The following is a 17707-nucleotide window of genomic DNA, read 5'->3' on the forward strand; positions in this document are numbered from 1 at the left end:
TGACCGAAATGGGACGCAAGGGGTCATAGGGGCGAGGCGGCCGTCTCCTCGCGAAGTTCGGGCGCTACAACAGGCCTAGCTCGCGCCCCTTGGCGACCGCCGCGGTGCGTGAGGACACCTCGAGTTTGCCGAACACATGGGTGAGATGGGTCTTGATCGTGGCCTCCGAGACGCCGAGTTCGCGGGCGATCTTCCGGTTCGTCTCGCCCGAGGCGACGGCCTTGAGTACCTCGTGCTCGCGCGGGGAGAGTTCGGTGTCCGGATGCGCCGGGCGGCCTGTGCGCAAGGTGCCCATAAGCGTCGCCTGTACGGCCGGTGCAAGCGCCGATTCGCCGCGCGCCGCGGCCCGTATCGCACCGACGAGCTGTTCGGGCTCGGCGTCCTTGAGCATGTAGCCGACCGCGCCCGCCTCGATGGCGCCGAGGATCTCGGGGTCGGAATCGTAGGCGGTGACCACGAGCACCGCGGGTGCGTCTTCCCTGGAGCGGATCGCGCGCGTCGCCTCCACGCCGCCCGGGGTTGAGCCGAGCTCGCCGACCTCCCCGAACCGCAGGTCCATGAGGACGACGTCGATGTCGCCGATTCGGGCGCGCTCGATCGCCGCCTTCGACGTCGACGCTTCGGCGACGACCTCGAGATCGTCCTCGGCCCCGACCAGGGCGGCGAGGCCGCGGCGGACGACCGCGTGGTCGTCGGCGAGAAGTAACCGGATCGTGCTCATCGCGTGGATTCCTCCTTCGAGGCCTCGGCGTTGTCGCCGTCGCCTGCGACCATTCGTACAGGTGCAGTCGCGCCCAGAACCGTGCCCACCCCTGGCTGGGAGTCGATCCTCAGCCTGCCACCGAGCTCGTCGAGCCGCAGGCGCATGTTCTCGAGCCCGAAGCCCGCGGCGTCTTCGAGCCGGGCGGTGTCGAAGCCGGTTCCATTATCGCGGACCGTGAGTTCGATGCCGTGACGGGCGCGGGTCGCCGAGACCTCGATCTGCGTCGCATGGCCGTGTCGCACCGCGTTGGAGACCGCCTCCTGGGCGATCCGCACGAGCGCCGAGGACACCCGCACCCCGCCGTCGACGTCTCCGGTTCCGGTGACCCGCACGCGCGGGCGCGTGCCGTCGGGAAGCGAGGGCGCGTGCAGGGCGACGCGCTCCAGCGCGCCGGCGAGCGTCGTTCCCTCGAGCACGGCCGGGCGCAGCGCGGCGACGACCCGACGCGCCTCGTGCAACGAATTGCCCGCCGTCTCGCGAGCCAGACGGATGTCGTCGATCGACGGGTGTTCGGGCGCCGAACGCTCGACCGCACGCAACAGCATCTGGATGCTCGCGAGCTCCTGGGCAATGGTGTCGTGGATTTCGCCGGCCAGCCGCGTCCGCTCGGCCTCCTGCCCCGCCGCGCGCTCCTTCGCCGCGAGTTCGGCGCGGGTGTCCATGAGCGAGCGGTAGCCGACGGCCACCGCGATGGCCGCCGCCGCGGCGACCGTCGGTCCGGCCACGCCGCCGATCGTCCACTCCTGCTGGGTGCCGATCGTGACCACGGCGATCGCGCAGACGAGAACCACCGCGAGCGAACCCGAACGCAGCGGAAGCACGTGCAGGCACAGGAAGAACAGCGGGAACGCGAGGTAGGCCGCCGAGGGGACGTGGACGATGAGCAGCGCCCACAGCACGACGAGCGCGGCGACCCACAGCAGAGCCCCCTGTCCGCGGGCTAGACGCGGCAGCACCGCCCCGAGGCCGTAGACCAGGAGCAGACAGGACGCGGCGGCGAGAGAGAACAGCCGACTGCCGTCATCCAGCGAGAAGGCCTGAACGACCGCGAGCAGCCACAGCCCCGCGAACAGGGCGTGCAGGGCCCAGTTGAGAACGAGCATGACTTGGTCGGGCGCCTGGTGCGCGGTGTCCGGTGGGGCGTCGGTCATGCCTCTGAACTTACGTGTTCTCGCCGCACGAATCCGCGTGTACGGATTACGCGGGGGCGGGAGGTGGAGGACAATGGGGGCCGAATACGTGCGCAGGGCACGGTGATTAACGCTCGAATCGAGGAGGTGCGCCCGCACATGCGAGTGGCTTTGGCACTGGGATCCGGTGGTGCGCGCGGGTACGCGCACATCGGCGTGATCCGCGAACTCGAGGCGCGGGGGCACGAGATCGTGGCGATTTCCGGGGCGTCGATGGGCGCCGTCGTCGGCGGCTTGTACGCCGCGGGCAAGCTCGACGAGTTCGAGGAGTGGGTGCGCCCGCTTACGCAACGTGACGTCGTGAGGCTCATCGATCCGGCCCTCACCGGTGGCGGAGCTATGCGCGCGCGACGGGTGATGCAACGGCTGTCGAAGATTCTCGACGGGGCGCGCATCGAGAACGCCCGCATCCCGTTCACCGCCGTGGCGACGGACATGCATTCGCGGCGCGAGGTGTGGTTCACGCGCGGACCGATGGACGTGGCGATGCGGGCGTCGTTTGCGATCCCGTCGGTGATCACGCCCGCTGTCGTGGGGGAGCGGCTGCTTATTGACGGCGGGGTGATGAATCCCGTGCCGGTCGAGCCGCTGATCGCGACGAACGCGGACATCATGGTCGCGGTCTCGCTTACCGGCCGGCGTGGCGATGCCCTCGGCTCGGTGATCAACGAGTCCTCCGACGAGGCCGAGGAGGAAATCGAGGCGAAGGTGAAGAAGGCCGACGACGCCCCGCACCGGATCGAGGACCGGGCGACGCGGCTGCGCGCGGCGACGTCGGAGATGTTCGACAGGGAGATGACCCGCTTTGTCGCCAACCGCCTGCTGCCGGCGCTCGAGGACTGGGAGGTCGGCAAAACGCACGCGGGAACGAGGGTGCGCAAGCGGCTCGCCGGGAAGGTCTCGCCCGAGATGGCCGCCGATGCCGGCGCCAAGTCGAACTATGACGCCGCCGAGGAGATGGTCAGCGACGAACTCGACCACGCGATCTCGCCCGGCGCCGTCGCCGAGACCTACGGCACGCTGCCGAAATCGCTGGGCATGTTCGACGTCGTCGTGCAGGCGCTCGACGCGGTCGAGGCGGTGATCACCGGGTACCGGCTCGCCGGAAACCCGCCCGATATCCATATCTCGGTGCCGGCGAGCACGTGCACCGCGTTCGACTTCCACCGCGCGGACTACGTGATCGGCGTCGGGCACGACCTGTGCAGCGAGGCTTTGGACCGCGAGAAGCTCTAGGGCGACCGCTCGGGAAATCGCCGGTAACGCGGATGTGAAAATCGCCCCTTCCGCTTGGCGGCGCCGAGAGCGGCGGGACTACTGTTGTCGGTATGGCATCAACTTCCCTCGCCCGGTCCGGCAACGATCAGTCCACACTCATCGTCGGGGAGAGCGCCCATGCCGAGGGGGTCGAGCGGATACTCGCGACCTTCCGCGCCATCCCCGACGAGCGCCGCGTCCGCCTGGCGAAGAAGACCTCGAACCTGTTCCGCGCCCGCCAGTCAGCGCCGGGCCCTGGCCTCGACACCTCGGGGCTGACGAAGGTCATCTCCGTCGATCCGGAAGCCCGCACCGCGGACGTGCAGGGCATGTGCACCTACGAGGATCTCGTCGACGCGACGCTGCCGTTCGGGCTCATGCCGCACGTGGTGCCGCAGCTCAAGACGATCACACTCGGCGGCGCCGTAACGGGGCTCGGGATCGAGGCCACCTCGTTCGCGCTCGGCCTGCCGCACGAATCGGTGCTCGAGATGGACATCCTCACCGGCACCGGCGAGATCGTCACCGCCCGACCCGGCGGCAGCGAGCGCGAGCAGACGCTGTACCGCGGGTTCCCCAACTCCTACGGTTCGCTTGGGTATTCGCTGCGCCTGCGGATCACGCTCGTTCCGGTGGCCGAGTTCGTCGCCGTGCGCCACGTCCGCTTCAACGACATCGCCGAACTCACGAAGGCGCTCGACTCCGCCGTCACAAATGAGGCCTATGACGGCGAAGAAGCCGACTTTATCGACGGCGTCGTGTTCTCGGACGACGAGATGTACCTGAGCTTCGGCCGCATGGTGTCCGCCGACGAAATCGGAGCGGACGCCCGGCCTTCGCGCTACGACGGCATCGGCGACAAGCAGGCGATCTACTACCGCTCGCTGCAGCATGAATCCGGCGTTGCCACCGACGTGCTGCGCATCCGCGACTACCTGTGGCGCTGGGACACCGACTGGTTCTGGTGTTCGCGAGCCTTCGGCACGCAGAACCCGAAGGTGCGCAAGTTCTGGCCGCAACAGCTGCTGCGTTCGTCGTTCTACTGGAAGATCATCGGGCTCGACCACAAATACGATCTCGGCAACAAGATCGGCGCGCTCAAGGGCGAGGGCCCGCGCGAGCGCGTCGTGCAGGACGTCGAGGTGACCATCGACCGGCTGCCGGACTTCATCTCCTGGTTCCTGCGCGAGGTGCCGATCGAGCCGCTGTGGCTGTGCCCGCTGCGTCTGCTCGACAAGGGCGATTCGACGACGGGCGGGGCCGGTACGGGCGCGGGACGGCCGTGGCCGCTGTACCCTCTCGAAGCAGGAACCACCTACGTCAACATCGGTTTCTGGTCGTCGGCCCCGATCGAGCCGGGCACGAGCGAGAGCGCGTGGAACGTGCGGATCGAAGAAGAGGTGTCGAAGCTCGGCGGGCATAAGTCCCTGTACTCCGATGCCTTCTACGACGAAGCGACCTTCGCCGCGCTGTACGGCGGGGAGCACGCCGACCGGCTCAAGGCGGAGTTCGATCCCGACGGGCGGTTCCCGACGTTGTACGACAAGACCGTGCGCGCACGGTGATTAGCGGCGAGCGGCGCACATTCGCGTCGACGGCGCACCCGAGATAGTTAAAGATAAAAAGATAAAGCACGACGGAGGTAGAGCGTTGTTCATGGGGCGCAAGGCCGGCACCGGAGCCGAGCCGATGACGATTGGCGAAATCATTTCTTCCGTTGCCGACGGTGAGGCGTCGCCGGTGCGCATCGAGGCGTACGACGGCAGCTCGTTCGGGCCGGCCGACTGCCCGCTGGTGGTGCGGATGGTCTCTCCCGAGGCGCTGCAGCAGTTCGTCCTCGCGCCCGGGGACCTCGGTCTCGCACGCGCCTACCTGACCGGATCGATCGAGGTCGACGGAGTGCACCCGGCCGCGCCGCACGATATTTTCGGCGCGCTCGAGATCTTGCGCAAGAAGATGGCGCACAAGCCGGACTTCGCGACCGCGCTGCGAATCGCGAAGTCCGTGGGGCTGAAGAACGTCAACCCCGGCGTGCCGGTGCCGGAGATGGAGGTCATGCCTCCGTGGCGGCGTGCGCTCTCGGGTCTGCAGCGCCACTCCAAGGAGCGCGACTCGAAGGCCGTCTCGTACCACTACGACGTGTCCAACAAGTTTTACGAGTGGGTGCTCGGCGAGTCGATGACCTACACATGCGCCTGCTACCCGAACGCAGAGGCCTCGCTCGAGGAGGCGCAGGAGAACAAGTACCGCCTCGTGTTCGACAAGCTCGGGCTGAAGGCCGGCGACCGGCTCCTCGACGTCGGCTGCGGCTGGGGTGGGATGGTCCGCTACGCGGCGCGCCGCGGCGTGCACGCGATCGGCGTGACCCTCTCGAAGGAACAGGCCGGCTGGGCACAGGCCGAAATCGAGAAGCAAGGTCTGGGCGAGTTCGCCGAGGTGCGGCTTCAGGACTACCGCGATGTGCCCGAGGGGCAGTTCGACGCGATCAGCTCCATCGGGATCACCGAGCACGTCGGGCGGGACAACTACTCGGCGTACTTCGAGAAGCTGCGTAGCCTCCTGAAGCCCGGCGGGCTGCTGCTCAACCACTCGATCACGCGGCCGGAGAACTCGCGCACGACGAAGGCCGGCGCGTTTATCGACCGCTACATTTTCCCCGACGGCGAGCTCGCCGGACCGTCGATCATCTCGGCCGAGGCCGAGAACGTCGGTTTCGAGACCATCCACTCGGAGAACCTGCGTCCGCACTACGCGTTCACGCTGCGCGATTGGTGCAAGAATCTGGAAGCGCATTGGGACGAGGCTGTCGAGGAAGTCGGCCTTCCGATGGCGAAGCTGTGGGGCCTATATATGGGCGCGTGCCAGTACGGCTTCGAGACGAACGTGATCCAGCTCCACCAGTTCCTCCTCGTCAACCTCGACGAGGACGCCGGGAAGCCGTGGACCGTCCCGCTGCGTCCCTGGTGGGAGGCCTAAGGGCCGGCGGTGATGTCGGGGAACGGCGATGCTTCCTCCAGCTCGAAAGCGATCTGCAGGAGCGTCGCCTCGTTCCCGCGGGCAGCGCTGAAGTGCACCGAACCGGGCATGCCGTTTCTCGTTGTTCCGTGAGGTAACGAGATCGCGGGTCCGCCGCCGACGTTGTTGAACGGCGTGAAGCTGACATACTTCTCGAGCAGATCGAACAGCTCCTCGAAACCAAGTGCCGGCGACATGACGCCGAGCTCCGGCACGGGGTGACACAGCGTCGGGCTGAGAATGAGGTCGATATCCTCGAATGCGGCATCGTATAGCGCGGGGATTTTGCGTAACCTACGCACGGCAGACGCAGTCTTGTGGATGTTCTTCGCCCAGTGCTTGGCGAGTCCCTTGGTGAACGGGTCGAGCTTGCGGGGATCGAAGTGTCGGCCGTGGCTCAGCGTGCTCTCGAGAATGAGGAGCGCCGAAGATAGGCCCCAATACAGCGTGAAGTCGCGGGAAAACTGCACGCCCGCGGGCGGGGCGATCTCTTGCACTCGGTGACCGGCGGAGGCGAGCAGCTCGGCCACGGAGTCCACGGTGGCGACGACCTCCGGGTCGACCGTGGCGAGCTCGGAAGAGCGAAGCACCCCGATATTCAGACGCCGCTCACCGGGCTCGGTAATGGTGCCGATGCGTGGCAGATCGAGGTTCGGCGCGCTGGCCTCCATACCCGCCATGAACCGCGCGGTGTCCCGGACGGTGCGGGTGAGCGCACCCTCGGCGACTAGGTTCACCGGCAGGCGGCGCACCCCGGGCTGGTCGAGATGACGTTCGCGGGTTGGCTTCAGACCGACGAGGCCGGCGGCCGCGGCGGGGATGCGGATGCTTCCTCCGCCGTCATTCGCGTGAGCTATCGGTAGGGCGCCCGAAGCGACGAGCGCCGCGGAGCCGCCTGATGATGCGCCGACCGAATATTCGGTGTTCCACGGGTTGCGTGTGGGGGCGCGGTCAACCCATTCGGTGCTCGCGGTGAGCCCGTACTCGCAGAGCGTCGTCTTGCCGAGGAGGGCGAAACCCTGATCCAGATACTGTGCGCCGGAAGGGAAGTCGGCCTTTGCGGGGTGCGGACTGATGGCAGATGAACCGTGGCGACTCGGCAGACCGGCGATGTCGGTGTTGTCCTTGACCATCGACGGTACGCCCGCAAACGCGCCTGACCCGAGCGGAGCGGACGCCTGCGCACGGGCGCGCTCGAAGCACTCGAACGCCGTCGCGCCCAGCTGTCCGTTGACGCTCTCGACGCGGGCGATCGCCGCCTCTGTTGCCTCGGCCGCGCTGATCGTGCCCGCGCCGATCGCCTCGGCGATGCCGGTGGCGTCGAGGGTTCCGAGCGCGTCGTCGGTGAACGAATGGACTCGTGTTGCCATGCCCGAAAGTACCTCGCCTCGTGCGCCGTGACCGGTGGGATTAACTCCGCGCGTCATTTTGGACGAGTGTACAAGAGGGGGGTTAGTACGGCGCCTGCGAAAGGAAGTTCGCGGCCATCGACACGGCCGGCTTGGAACTGTCCGCCTCCTGCATGAGTACCGCGAATGCGAGGTCGCCGGCGTAACCGGTGAACCAGCCGTGCGGGTCGCCCATCCCGGTTTCCGCCGTTCCGGTCTTGCCCCGCAGGTCGGGGATGCTGCCGCCGCCCGTACCGGTGCCCGAGGTGACGACCTGGCGCATGTAATCCTGGATCGTGCTCGCCACGCCCGGGTCGAGCGGCGCCGGCGGGTTAGGCACTGTCGCCGGTTCGCCTTGGAAGAACGTGGGGAGGACGAGATTCCCGTTTGCGGCGACCGACGCCGACATCAGCGCAAGGCCGAACGGGCTGGCCGTGACCGTGCCCTGCCCGATCGACGCCTCGACGCGCGCCGGGCCCTGCTCGGCGACCGGCACCTCGCCCGTGTAGGCGTCGAGCCCGGGGATCGTCATCTCGGTGCCGAGGCCGAGCTGGGCGGCGGTATCGCGCAGCGACGTGTCGGTAAGCCCCGAGGACAGAATCGCCTGCGTCGTGTTGCACGAGCGGGCGAACGCGGTGCCCATCGAGACCTGGCCGAGGGCGAACTCGTCCTCGTTGGGGATCGTGCGCCCGTCGACGCTGGTGACGCCGGGGCACGGGACAGTGTCGTTCGCGCCGACCACGCCCTCGCTGAGTGCCGCCGAGGTCGTGACCACCTTGAACGTCGACCCCGGAGGGAAGTGGCCCTGCAGTGCGACCGGGCCGAGCGAGCTCGCCGCGTCGTTCTGCGCGACGGCGACCAACTCGCCCGTGGAAGGCCGGATCGCGACGATCGACGACGCGAAGCCGCTGCCCGAGACCGCCGATTGTGCCGCGGATTGGATGGCCGGGTCGAGCGTGGTGGTGATATCGCCGATGGGCTCGGGCGCGGCGGACGCCAACTCTTCGCGCATGACGCCGGAGGAGGCGATTCCCGCGGCCCACCCACCGCGCTCGCCCATGCGTTCGCGCAGCGGCTCCTCGACCGAACTCATCGCGGGCGAGGGGAGCCCGACGCTGATCAGTCGGTGGTCTTCGTCGAGAAGCACGTTCTCGGTGCCCGCGAGCTGATCGCGGATCGGTGCGATGTCTTCCTCGCGGAGGCTGACGACGGTGTAGTTCTCCGGTTCTGCCTCGCCGGATTCCGCGGCGCCGTCGATGGCGCTTTGGGCGCCGTCACGAATCGACTGTGCGGTGATCTCCGGGAACTGCTGGCCCACGAGCGCGGCGACCTGCTCGGGCGCCTGCGATTCCGGCGTGATCTCGGACATGGGGATCTGCACGTTGGTCACCGGCAGCCACTCCATCGACGGAGTGCCGTCTGCGGCGAGGACCCGGCCGGAGTAGTCGAGCTTGTCCTCGAGGAGTAGCGAATCGCCCTCACCGAAGCGGTCGTCGAGCACCGTTGGAGCCCACTCGACCTTCCATTCCTCGCCGACCTTTGTCATCCCGGCGGCACCGGTGCCGGTGATGGTGCGGGGGGTGCCCTCGCGGTCTGGCGCGAGGGTCCAGGTCGTTCCGAGCGAGACCGTACCGTCCGGGAGATCGCCGTCGCCGCGGTCGATCTCGAGGTCGGGGCCCTGCTCGTCCGTCGCCAGTCCCGAGAGCGATTTCTCGATGGAGGCGCGCGCGGCCTCGGGATCGGTGGTCAGGGCCGCCGCGGCCCCGGCGTCCTCGTTGTTCAACGCCTGGATGAAGGAATCGAGCTCGGACGAACCGTTGTCCGGCGTGAAGACCGAGCAGCCGCCGAGCGCGAGCGTCGCCACGAGGGCGGCTGCGGAAAGCCGCGTCCACGGTCGGCGGGAAGAACGAGTTACAGGTGCCATGTTTGCAAATACTAGGCACTTCGGAGGCCTCGTGGAGGCGTGACGGCGCGTCGTTACGCCAATGTTAGGTATGAATATTTCGGCGGCGCTTAGAGTTTCGTCGTTCCGGCGCCGCGAATCTCGCGATGGATCGACTCCATCCGCTTGTCGAGGAGATTGGCGGTCTCGGCCGCCTCGGTGAGCTCGGCAAGCAGCCTGGAGGGGACGTCGCGGTCGTATTTATAGAACGTCTTGTGCTCCAGGCTCGCCCAGAAATCCATCGCGATCGTGCGGAATTGGATCTCCACCTTGACCGGCTCAGATCCGGTCGACAGGTGCACAGGAGTTTCCATGATCGCGTGCAAGCCCCTATACCCGTTGGGCTTGGGCTCGGCGATGTAGTCCTTGAGCTCGATCGTCCGCATATCCGGCTGCGCGTCGAGCAACCTCTGCATCCGGTAGGTGTCGCCGATGAACGAGCAGGTCACGCGTATGCCGGCGATGTCGGTGAGGTTCTCGTGCATCGAGGTCACGCTCAGCGGCAGGCCGCGGCGGCGCAGCTTTCCGACGATGGAATCGAGACTCTTGACCCGGTCGGAAATGTGCTCGATAGGGCTGTACTGCTCGCGGATCGAGATTTCGTCGCGGAGGATCTGTAGCTTGGTCAGGACCTCCTGGATCGCGAACCGATAGGGCATGAAACTCTCGTTGAGTTTCCTGCCCGCCTCGAAGGCGCTCTCCAGTACTTCGGGTGACGGCGCTCCGTCGGTGTCGCGGCCCTCGAAAGGCAGGAGAGGGCCGTCGGGGTCCGCAAGGTTCTCAGCTGTCGTACTCACAATCACCAGTGTGCCTAATCAACCACAAAGCGCCCCAGGTAGAACCTGGGACGCTTCATAGAAATCGGTGCGAAGACCGTGATTTAGATGCTGGAGCCAGCGGGGATCGGTGCGCCGACGACGTCGCCTGCGAGCGGGTTCCAGACATAGATGGACTGCGTCTGCGGTGCCTCGGCGTTCGGGTCACCGGCTTCAGGTGCGTGCTTCTCGTTGACGACGGCAGCGAAATCGAAGAACTGCTGGCCGAGCGACGTGTTGCCCTCGGGCTGCGTCTTCGTCGGGGTGCCGGCGTTGACCAGCACGACCTGCGTCGGCGAGGAGCCGGTTGCGCCCTCGGCGGAGAGCTCAACCGCGCCGAGGTTCCCGCACGGGCTGGCGACGTTCTCCACGGTCCAGCCCGGGAATTCACCGTCGTAGTCTGCGGGGGCCGGGGTCTCCTCGGCGATGGCCTCGGCGTCGAGACCACATTCTGCGCCTGGTGCCTCGGCATCGTCTCCGGCCGGAGCCTCTTCGCCGGTCGCATCGCCGGCGGGGGCCTCCGCGTCGCCGGCGGGAGCCTCGGCGGTGCCGTCTTCGGTCGCGCCCTCGGCGGGAGCCTGTTCGGTCTGCTCGGTCTGCTCCGGAGCGGGCGCTTCCTGCGCTCCTGCAGGTCCTGCGCCGATCACGGTTGCGGCGGCCATCGCTCCGGTGGCGGCACCGGCGGCGATCATAAAGCTCTTACGACGAGTATTCACAGTGCGGTCCTTTCATCTTGGCTCTTGGTAGTGCCTCGAAATGTTCGCGGGACCAACGTAAGGGCGTGAACAAGCGGGAATCAACACCCGGAAACGAAGATTCAGATTCCTTATTCTGTGTAAATCCGGCCGAGGAACCAGAAAACCACATGCGTCACAACTGTCACACCAGTAACTCTGCCCCCGAGTCCGAGTGTATGGAAATGACTTCTGACCAGCATCGACTTCAGGATCATGTCGATGGTGTGCAAGTGTTGTGAGGTGCGCACGTGTGATTCCGCCGCATCCCTCGGCCTTAGTCGAGTCCGCTGGTCGGCTGCGCAGATTTATTTATTTTCACGTGCCGATTCAGGTTCTTTTCGCCCCTGTCGCGCCGCGAGCGCACGGGTTTCCGTCCGAAAGCGCGGCCCCAATGTAAGTGAGGGTAAACGCGAGCAAGTATCTCTACGGAGCCGTCAGCGACCATGCGACGCGATCAGAGATCGGGGTCGTCCCCACCGGCGGATCCGGTATCCGGGGCAGAGCTCTCGGTTGGTGCCGTGCTCAACTGCAACTGCTTCTCCGTCGTTTCGCCCGCCTGATTCTCGGCGACCGCCGCGACCGTGAACGTCTCGTCCGCGCCGAGCGGCTCGGTCGTCGCCCACGCAGTCGTGCGGCCCTTGTTCGACTCGACCGCGGACCCGGCGATGTTCGCATCGTCGCGGTCGCGGGAGACGGACACATCGGTGAGGAAGCCGCCGGAGGCCTCCACGCGGATGGGCGAGCCCGGCGAAACTGGCTGGCGCTCCGCGCCAGGGATGGTGATGACGGCGGACGTCTGCGCCCGGCTCACGGTGGCGCTGCTCCCTGCTCCCTCGGGCGGCCCGACGGAACAACCCGCGAGGGCGTACGCAATTGCGGCGGTGGACAACGCGCAGCCGAACCGACGGAAGGCTCGCGCCGTGGGAGCCGACGAATGCAACCGGTCCATGTACGCCCCTTCCGCGGGAACTGCCGCCGACGAAGGCGCGAAAGACCCCCGCGGCCGGATGTGTGCAGTATGCACCGCAGTGTGCTTGATGAACACCAATTTATTCCGCTACCCGGACCAGCCTGCACCCGAGAAGGCAACGCGCAGAACCGAAGAAATAGCGATGACGGCGGAGGAACGGATCCTCCGCCGTCATCGCGGAATTTTTGCTCGGGGCGCGAGCGCCCCAGGGCGGCGAGTTAGATCGCGCCGCCCGCAGCGGCCGGCGGGGTGCCGGTGTTCGAGGAGGCTCCGCCGCCCTCGCGTGCGAGGTGGCGCTCAACGTCAAACCAGTTGTCGCCCGCGCGCTCGGCGATGGTGACCATCGTGTCCATGTTGGCGACCTCTTCGACCTGCTCGCGCAGGAACCAGAGCATGAACTGCTCGCCAAGCGGGTCGTTTTCCTCGCGTGCGGCGTGGAAGAGCGCCTCGATCTGGCCGGTGACCTTGACCTCGTGGGCCTGGGCCGCCTTGTACGCGTCGAGCGGGGACTCGAAGGCGTTGCGCGGCGCCTCGATGGCGCCGACCTCGAAGGTCTCGCCACGGTCGAGGAGGTACTGGACCATCATCATCGCGTGATTACGCTCGCCAAGCGAGTGTGCATAGAAATGCGAGGCGATCTGCGGGAGGTCGCTGGCATCGGCCCACACGGCGATGGCGACGTACTGCTGCATAGCGCCGAACTCGTTGGCGATCTGCTCACGGAGAAGGTTGTGGAACTTGGAAGCCATGATGTGCCTTCCTTTCGTCTTTGTCAGTTGTTGTTTCCGTCTTGCTTTGATAGTGACCATACGCCGATGAAATTTATGCAGCCACCAGCGGTAACGTGTTGTCCACCCGAGTGGGTATAAGTGTTCAGCCCCCCTTAATCGAGCACAGGGAAGGCTGCACTTACACCAAAAAGGGTGTGTGACCCTAAGAATTTCGCGGCCAGATCTCTCGGGCGCGCCCATGCCGGGAGGAAACACTTCCCACGGCCGAGGACGACATACCTCCGGCAGGGTTTTGCCCTGCGTTCCCCGCCCGCGCTCGGCGCCGTCGCTCACCACCAGGGCGCGGCTGTGGGGCGGCCGGGCACAATGGAGGCCGATCAAACATAAGTAGACGTGGGAGGCGCGAGTGGCCGGTGGATGGAAGCTAGCAATCGACTTCGGCACGTCCAATACGGCAGCGGCGCACACGTCGCCGCGAAGTGGCGAGGTCGAGCCGGTGGCGCTCACGCACGGCGGCAACCTATTGCCGTCGGCGGTGTACGCCGAGCCCAGCGGTGCGATCGCTGCGGGTGCCGCAGCGGCGAACCGTGCCGAGGGCGACGCTTCCGGGTTCATGCCCTTCCCGAAACGCGCCATCGGCAGCAGCTCTGTGCGGCTGCGCGACCGTGAGGTCGAGGTCGTCGATCTTTTCGCCGCCGTATTACACGTCGCCTACCGCTCGGCCTGTCGCAAACACGGCGAGGTCCCGCCGGAAAAGGTCGTGCTCACGCACCCGGAGGCCTGGGGCGATTCGGCGCTTTTTGCACTCAAGGAGGCGTCTCGTCGCGCTGGGATCGACCCCGATTCGCTGCTTTTCGTCTCCGAGCCGCGTGCCGCCGCCACCTATTACACGACCACCTCGAACCTGCAGCCGGGCGAGCGCATCGGCGTCTTCGACTTCGGCGGCGGAACCCTCGACATCGCCATCCTCGAGGCCGTCCCGGGCGGGGATTTCCGCATCCTCGCCGCGCGCGGCGACAACGGCATCGGCGGCCGTAACTTCGACGCGCTGATCCGTGAATGGGTCTTCGCCCAGCTCGACGATTCCAACCCCCCACTCGCCGAACACCTGCGCTCGAGCGCCTCTACCTCGTCGCTGCGCGCGCTCGATCTTTCGGTCCGGGCAGCCAAGGAGGTTCTCTCCGAGGAGGCATCGGCGACGATCTCGGTGTCGACGTCGGTGGGAAATGAGACGCTCCTGCTCACCCGCGCGGAATTCAACGGCCTCATCGACGCGGAGATCCAGCGCGCGGTCGAGCTCACCTGGCAGGCCATGTCTGACGGCGGAGTCGCACACAATGGTTTGCGGGCGCTATACCTCACTGGCGGATCGAGCCAGGTGCCGCTGATCCACTCGCGGCTGTCCGAATTCGCGCCGGTTGCCACCCTCGACGATCCGAAGACGGTCGTGGCCCAGGGCGCGCTCCTCGGCGCGCTCCGCGTCGAGCGTATGCAGTCTCCCGCGCAGTCCGAGGACAACAACTTCGCGCAGCACGGCTTCGCGCCGGCCCCCTCGATCGACGGGGCCGGGTCCGTGCAGGGACCTCAACACGCCGGCCACGGTCCCCACCAGCCGACATCCGGGATAGGCCAGACCCAAAAGAAGCGCACTGGTGGGCTCAGCGGCGGAAAACTGGCAGCCGCGATCGGCGCAGGTGTAGTGGCCGTCGCGGTCGCCATCGGCGGGACGTACTTCCTCACCAACGGCGGCCTCGGCGGCCCGGAATCCTTCGTCACCGATCCGGTGGGCGAAGGGCCCGAAGGCATCACCGCCGCTCTCCCGGAGGCGCTGCGTAACGTCACCACCTGCGAGGCGAAGGAGCAGTCCGCGCCGTCGGGGAAGAAGGTCCCAGGCGCCCAGTGCACCGTGGACAACGAGGCCGGCGCTCTCGGCGAGAAATCCTCGTACTCGTTCCCGGCCTACGCCGACGAGGTCGCCGCGAATTCCCTCGTCGACGAGCAGCGAGCCGACGCCTCGAACCCGGACAACAGAGTCAAGATCACGGAAATGACGTCGGACAGCGGCAGTGTTCTCGGCTTCATACAAGAGGGGCAGGGATTCCTCTCGCTCCTCGTGGTCAACACGGAGAACCACTTGATCATCGACGCCATGTACCCGGGCGATGTCGCCACGGCAGAGACTTTGTGGGAGACGAGCGGGTTCGCTGCCATGTAGCGCGTGCCGCCCTACATCACGGGTTCGAGGATCTCCCGTAACTGGGTTCGCGCGCGATTGATGCGGCTCTTCACCGTCTGTACCGGCACTCCTTGGTGCGCGGCGATATCGGCGTAGGTGAGCTCGGCATATTCGCGCAGGACGATTGCCTCGCGGAAAGCCTCGGGGAGCTTCGTCAGTGCAGACTGCACGGCCTCGACCACGGCGACCCGCTCATCGATGCGGGGAGCGCTGGAGGCGAGGTTGGTATCGATGTTCTCGTCGGGCATGTCCCGGCGCTTGCGGATGACCGCGAGCGCCGCGTTTGCGGCGATTCGGTGGATCCAGGTGGAGAACTTGGCGTCGCCGCGGAACTTGTCGAGGTTCTGCCAGGCGGCCGTCAGTGCATTCTGCAGGGCGTCCTCTGCGTCGTGCTGGTTCCCCGCAATGCGCAGGCAGACAGCCCACGTGCGCCCGCGGTAACGGCCGACGAGCTCTGCGAACGCGTTCTGATCGCCCGTCCGAGCGCGTTCGAGCAACTCGGTGTCGGTGGATTGCAAGCCCGGTTCCCCTTCGTGTCAGTCGTCAGAACGCCGAAGGATCGTCTAAACCTGAGGCCCCTTCGTCCTGTTCGACGGTACCTAAGTCCGCGGAATCTGGATAGGGTTCGGTCAATTCCTGCTGGTCGATCGGCGTTTCCGGGGTCGCTAAAATGTCCGAGTCGAGTTCCGGAGAGTCAATGTCGTTCACATCCCCGTCGGTCTCCAGGTCGTCCTGGCCCAGGGGAGCGTCGCCCGGGGCGGAGGGATCGTCGTCGAACTCCGACAGGTCGACGTCATCGCCTGCGGGATCCGGCACGTCGCCGTCATCGGCGAGATCCGGGTCCGAGGCCAGGTCGGCGTCACCGGGGACTTCGATGTCCTCGACGGGCGGGGTTGAGGGGTCGACGGCCACGGAGACCGCCTGCTCCCAGAAGTCGGCCGGCAGGTCCGCCGGTGCGAGCTCGGAAAGCCCGAGCCCGTCGTCTGCCGGAGTTGGTTCCGGTTGTGTGTTCACTGCACGTTCTCCAATGCAGGTTCAGCGGTAGCTGCACAATGCGTTCCGCGTGATGGGTATAGCTGATCTGAACATTCAGATGCACCGGGCGGTCTCAATGTTCCGAACGGATTCCCCATTCTTTACCACGCAAAGAAAATCGGAGAACTCGAAGCCCTCTACCTGCAAAAAAGTGTGGGGCACCCGAGGGTACCCCGCACTGTGAATAACCATCTGCCAGATGGCGTGGCCAAAAACTAGAAGTCGGCCTGTCCGGTCTGCCATTCCTCCCAGGGAATGTTCCAGTCGCCGTTGGCCCAAGGTTCGAGCTCGGGTCCGCCGGTGTTGAGGACCTGCAGCACGTCTCCGGCCACGGCCCAGTCGTAGTAGATCTGGGCATTGGCGGGCGAAAGGTTGAGGCAGCCGTGCGAGGTGTTCTGCACACCCTGTGCCCAGATGTTGTCGAGGGCGTGGGTGTAGATGCCGTCGTTGGACAGGCGCACGCCGTGCGCGACTGTCGTCTTGTAGCCGCCGTTTTCGATCGGGAATCCGTAGGTCTCTGAATCCATCACGACGCTCGGGGACTTGTCGAGCACCGTGTAGGTACCCTCCGGGGTCCAGAAGTGCATCGATACGCCGTTGTGCGTCTCGTAGCCGCCCTTGCCCATCGAGGTCGGCAGCTCGCCGATGAGCTCGCCGTTTTCATACATGCGCAGGATCTTGTCGGAATCGTCGACAATCGCCTCGCGCTTCGCGCCGATAGTGAAGTTCGCGGTCTGGCGCTCTCCACCGCCGTACATGCCCTCGCCGAGATCAACGCCGGCCATGTCGATGTCCACGGACACGTTCGTGCCCGACGGGTAGTACTCGCGCGGGCGCCAGTCCGCCTGGTTCGGGGAGATCCAGTACCAGCTGCCCTCGACGTCGGGGTTGTCGGTCTCGACCTTCATGTGCTCCTCGGCCGCCTTGCGATCGGTCGGAGCCTGGTCGAATCGGACGGACATCACAAGGCCGACGCCGTATTCACGGTTGCTCTCGATCGAGCCGCCGCCCGAGGACATCAGCGTCGGGGTGGCGATGTAGTCGGGACTGACGACAGTGAAGTCGCGCGTCTCGGACCGGGACTTGCCGTCCTCGCCCGCGTAGGTCACCTGTGCGGTGTAGTGCTGTCCGAAGTCCAGTGGTCCATCGGGGGTCCACGAGGTGTCGTCCTCGGACACCGTTCCGGCGACTGCATTGGGATCGTTGGCGGGAATGAGGTCCGCCGATTCCTCGGCGGTGGTCGACGTCGCCTCGGCGTCCGCGCCGGACGCCTCGTCCTCCGGCTGCGCGAGTGATGAGACGTTCGCTGCCGGGGTCGGGCCCGAGTACTCGCCCGGCTGGCTCGGGACCATCACGACTTCTTCGATCGTGCCGTCCTCGACGGAGATCTCGGCGCCATTGGGTTCGACATCGGCGGCGTCTTCGTCGAAAGAGTAATTGACCGTGGCAGGCGTCGTCTGCTCCTGGGCCTGGTCGTCGCCGTTCCCTCCATCCGTCGGGATGGTGCAGCCTCCAAGGGCAAGGGCGGCGATAGCTGTCATCACGGCCGCTGAATACGTTGCCCGCTGGCGGAGCCTTCTCATCGTGCTTAACCTCTGATCGAAATTGCTCGTTGATAGTTCTGTCGT

The 17707-nt window shown here is 66.4% G+C and carries 15 protein-coding genes; 4 read left to right on the top strand and 11 right to left on the bottom strand.

Going from position 1 to position 17707, the window contains the following annotated elements; translation table 11 throughout:
* Positions 1 to 64: 64 nt before the first annotated feature.
* Both K8V11_RS01750 and K8V11_RS01755 read right to left on the bottom strand, forming a co-directional pair.
* Positions 65 to 721, bottom strand: coding sequence for a response regulator transcription factor (locus tag K8V11_RS01750; protein ID WP_303910489.1), 657 nt, complete (start codon positions 719 to 721; stop codon positions 65 to 67).
* Positions 718 to 1914: a sensor histidine kinase gene (locus K8V11_RS01755; RefSeq protein WP_303910490.1), complete on the bottom strand. Its 1197-nt coding sequence runs from the start codon at positions 1912 to 1914 to the stop codon at positions 718 to 720. The genes K8V11_RS01750 and K8V11_RS01755 overlap by 4 nt, the downstream gene beginning before the upstream one ends.
* A gap of 138 nt (positions 1915 to 2052) precedes the next feature.
* Between K8V11_RS01755 and K8V11_RS01760 the strand changes: the two genes are divergently transcribed.
* The 3 genes from K8V11_RS01760 to K8V11_RS01770 all read left to right on the top strand — a co-directional run bounded on the left by K8V11_RS01760 (position 2053) and on the right by K8V11_RS01770 (position 6186).
* Positions 2053 to 3189 carry a patatin-like phospholipase family protein gene (locus K8V11_RS01760; protein ID WP_303910491.1) on the top strand — a complete coding sequence of 379 codons (1137 nt, stop codon included), beginning with the start codon at positions 2053 to 2055 and terminating at the stop codon, positions 3187 to 3189.
* A gap of 92 nt (positions 3190 to 3281) precedes the next feature.
* Entirely contained in the window at positions 3282 to 4775 is a 1494-nt protein-coding gene (locus tag K8V11_RS01765; RefSeq protein WP_303910492.1) for an FAD-binding oxidoreductase, read from the top strand.
* Positions 4776 to 4866: 91 nt separating this feature from the next.
* A complete protein-coding gene (locus K8V11_RS01770; RefSeq protein ID WP_303910493.1) occupies positions 4867 to 6186 on the top strand; it encodes a class I SAM-dependent methyltransferase in 1320 nt (439 codons plus the stop codon).
* On the opposite strand, the gene K8V11_RS01775 is transcribed toward K8V11_RS01770, so the two are convergent.
* The 6 genes from K8V11_RS01775 to K8V11_RS01800 all read right to left on the bottom strand — a co-directional run bounded on the left by K8V11_RS01775 (position 6183) and on the right by K8V11_RS01800 (position 12826).
* On the bottom strand, positions 6183 to 7595 hold the full coding sequence (locus tag K8V11_RS01775; protein WP_303910494.1) for an amidase: 1413 nt from the start codon (positions 7593 to 7595) through the stop codon (positions 6183 to 6185). The two genes, K8V11_RS01770 and K8V11_RS01775, sit on opposite strands and share 4 nt — an antisense overlap.
* 82 nt (positions 7596 to 7677) lie before the next feature.
* Positions 7678 to 9537 carry a penicillin-binding transpeptidase domain-containing protein gene (locus K8V11_RS01780; protein ID WP_303910495.1) on the bottom strand — a complete coding sequence of 620 codons (1860 nt, stop codon included), beginning with the start codon at positions 9535 to 9537 and terminating at the stop codon, positions 7678 to 7680.
* Between the two features lie 89 nt (positions 9538 to 9626).
* Positions 9627 to 10352 (bottom strand): GTP pyrophosphokinase family protein, encoded by a 726-nt coding sequence (locus tag K8V11_RS01785; RefSeq protein WP_303910496.1) that lies wholly within the window; start codon positions 10350 to 10352, stop codon positions 9627 to 9629.
* A gap of 83 nt (positions 10353 to 10435) precedes the next feature.
* Complete coding sequence (locus K8V11_RS01790; RefSeq protein ID WP_303910497.1) at positions 10436 to 11086, bottom strand: hypothetical protein; 651 nt, start codon at positions 11084 to 11086, stop codon at positions 10436 to 10438.
* A gap of 475 nt (positions 11087 to 11561) precedes the next feature.
* Positions 11562 to 11918, bottom strand: a complete 357-nt coding sequence (locus K8V11_RS01795) for an Ig-like domain-containing protein (RefSeq protein WP_303910498.1) — start codon at positions 11916 to 11918, stop codon at positions 11562 to 11564.
* A gap of 377 nt (positions 11919 to 12295) precedes the next feature.
* On the bottom strand, positions 12296 to 12826 hold the full coding sequence (locus tag K8V11_RS01800; protein ID WP_303910499.1) for a ferritin: 531 nt from the start codon (positions 12824 to 12826) through the stop codon (positions 12296 to 12298).
* Positions 12827 to 13214: 388 nt separating this feature from the next.
* Between K8V11_RS01800 and K8V11_RS01805 the strand changes: the two genes are divergently transcribed.
* Complete coding sequence (locus K8V11_RS01805) at positions 13215 to 15023, top strand: Hsp70 family protein (protein WP_303910500.1); 1809 nt, start codon at positions 13215 to 13217, stop codon at positions 15021 to 15023.
* An 11-nt stretch (positions 15024 to 15034) separates the two neighbouring features.
* On the opposite strand, the gene K8V11_RS01810 is transcribed toward K8V11_RS01805, so the two are convergent.
* The 3 genes from K8V11_RS01810 to K8V11_RS01820 all read right to left on the bottom strand — a co-directional run bounded on the left by K8V11_RS01810 (position 15035) and on the right by K8V11_RS01820 (position 17620).
* Positions 15035 to 15562 (bottom strand): RNA polymerase sigma factor, encoded by a 528-nt coding sequence (locus K8V11_RS01810; protein WP_303910501.1) that lies wholly within the window; start codon positions 15560 to 15562, stop codon positions 15035 to 15037.
* Positions 15563 to 15587: 25 nt separating this feature from the next.
* Positions 15588 to 16058: a hypothetical protein gene (locus K8V11_RS01815; protein WP_303910502.1), complete on the bottom strand. Its 471-nt coding sequence runs from the start codon at positions 16056 to 16058 to the stop codon at positions 15588 to 15590.
* A gap of 236 nt (positions 16059 to 16294) precedes the next feature.
* Positions 16295 to 17620, bottom strand: a complete 1326-nt coding sequence (locus K8V11_RS01820) for an Ig-like domain-containing protein (protein ID WP_303910503.1) — start codon at positions 17618 to 17620, stop codon at positions 16295 to 16297.
* Positions 17621 to 17707 lie beyond the last annotated feature (87 nt).

The sequence above is a fragment of the Dietzia timorensis genome (assembly GCF_020742175.1).
Classification (GTDB): domain Bacteria; phylum Actinomycetota; class Actinomycetes; order Mycobacteriales; family Mycobacteriaceae; genus Dietzia; species Dietzia timorensis_A.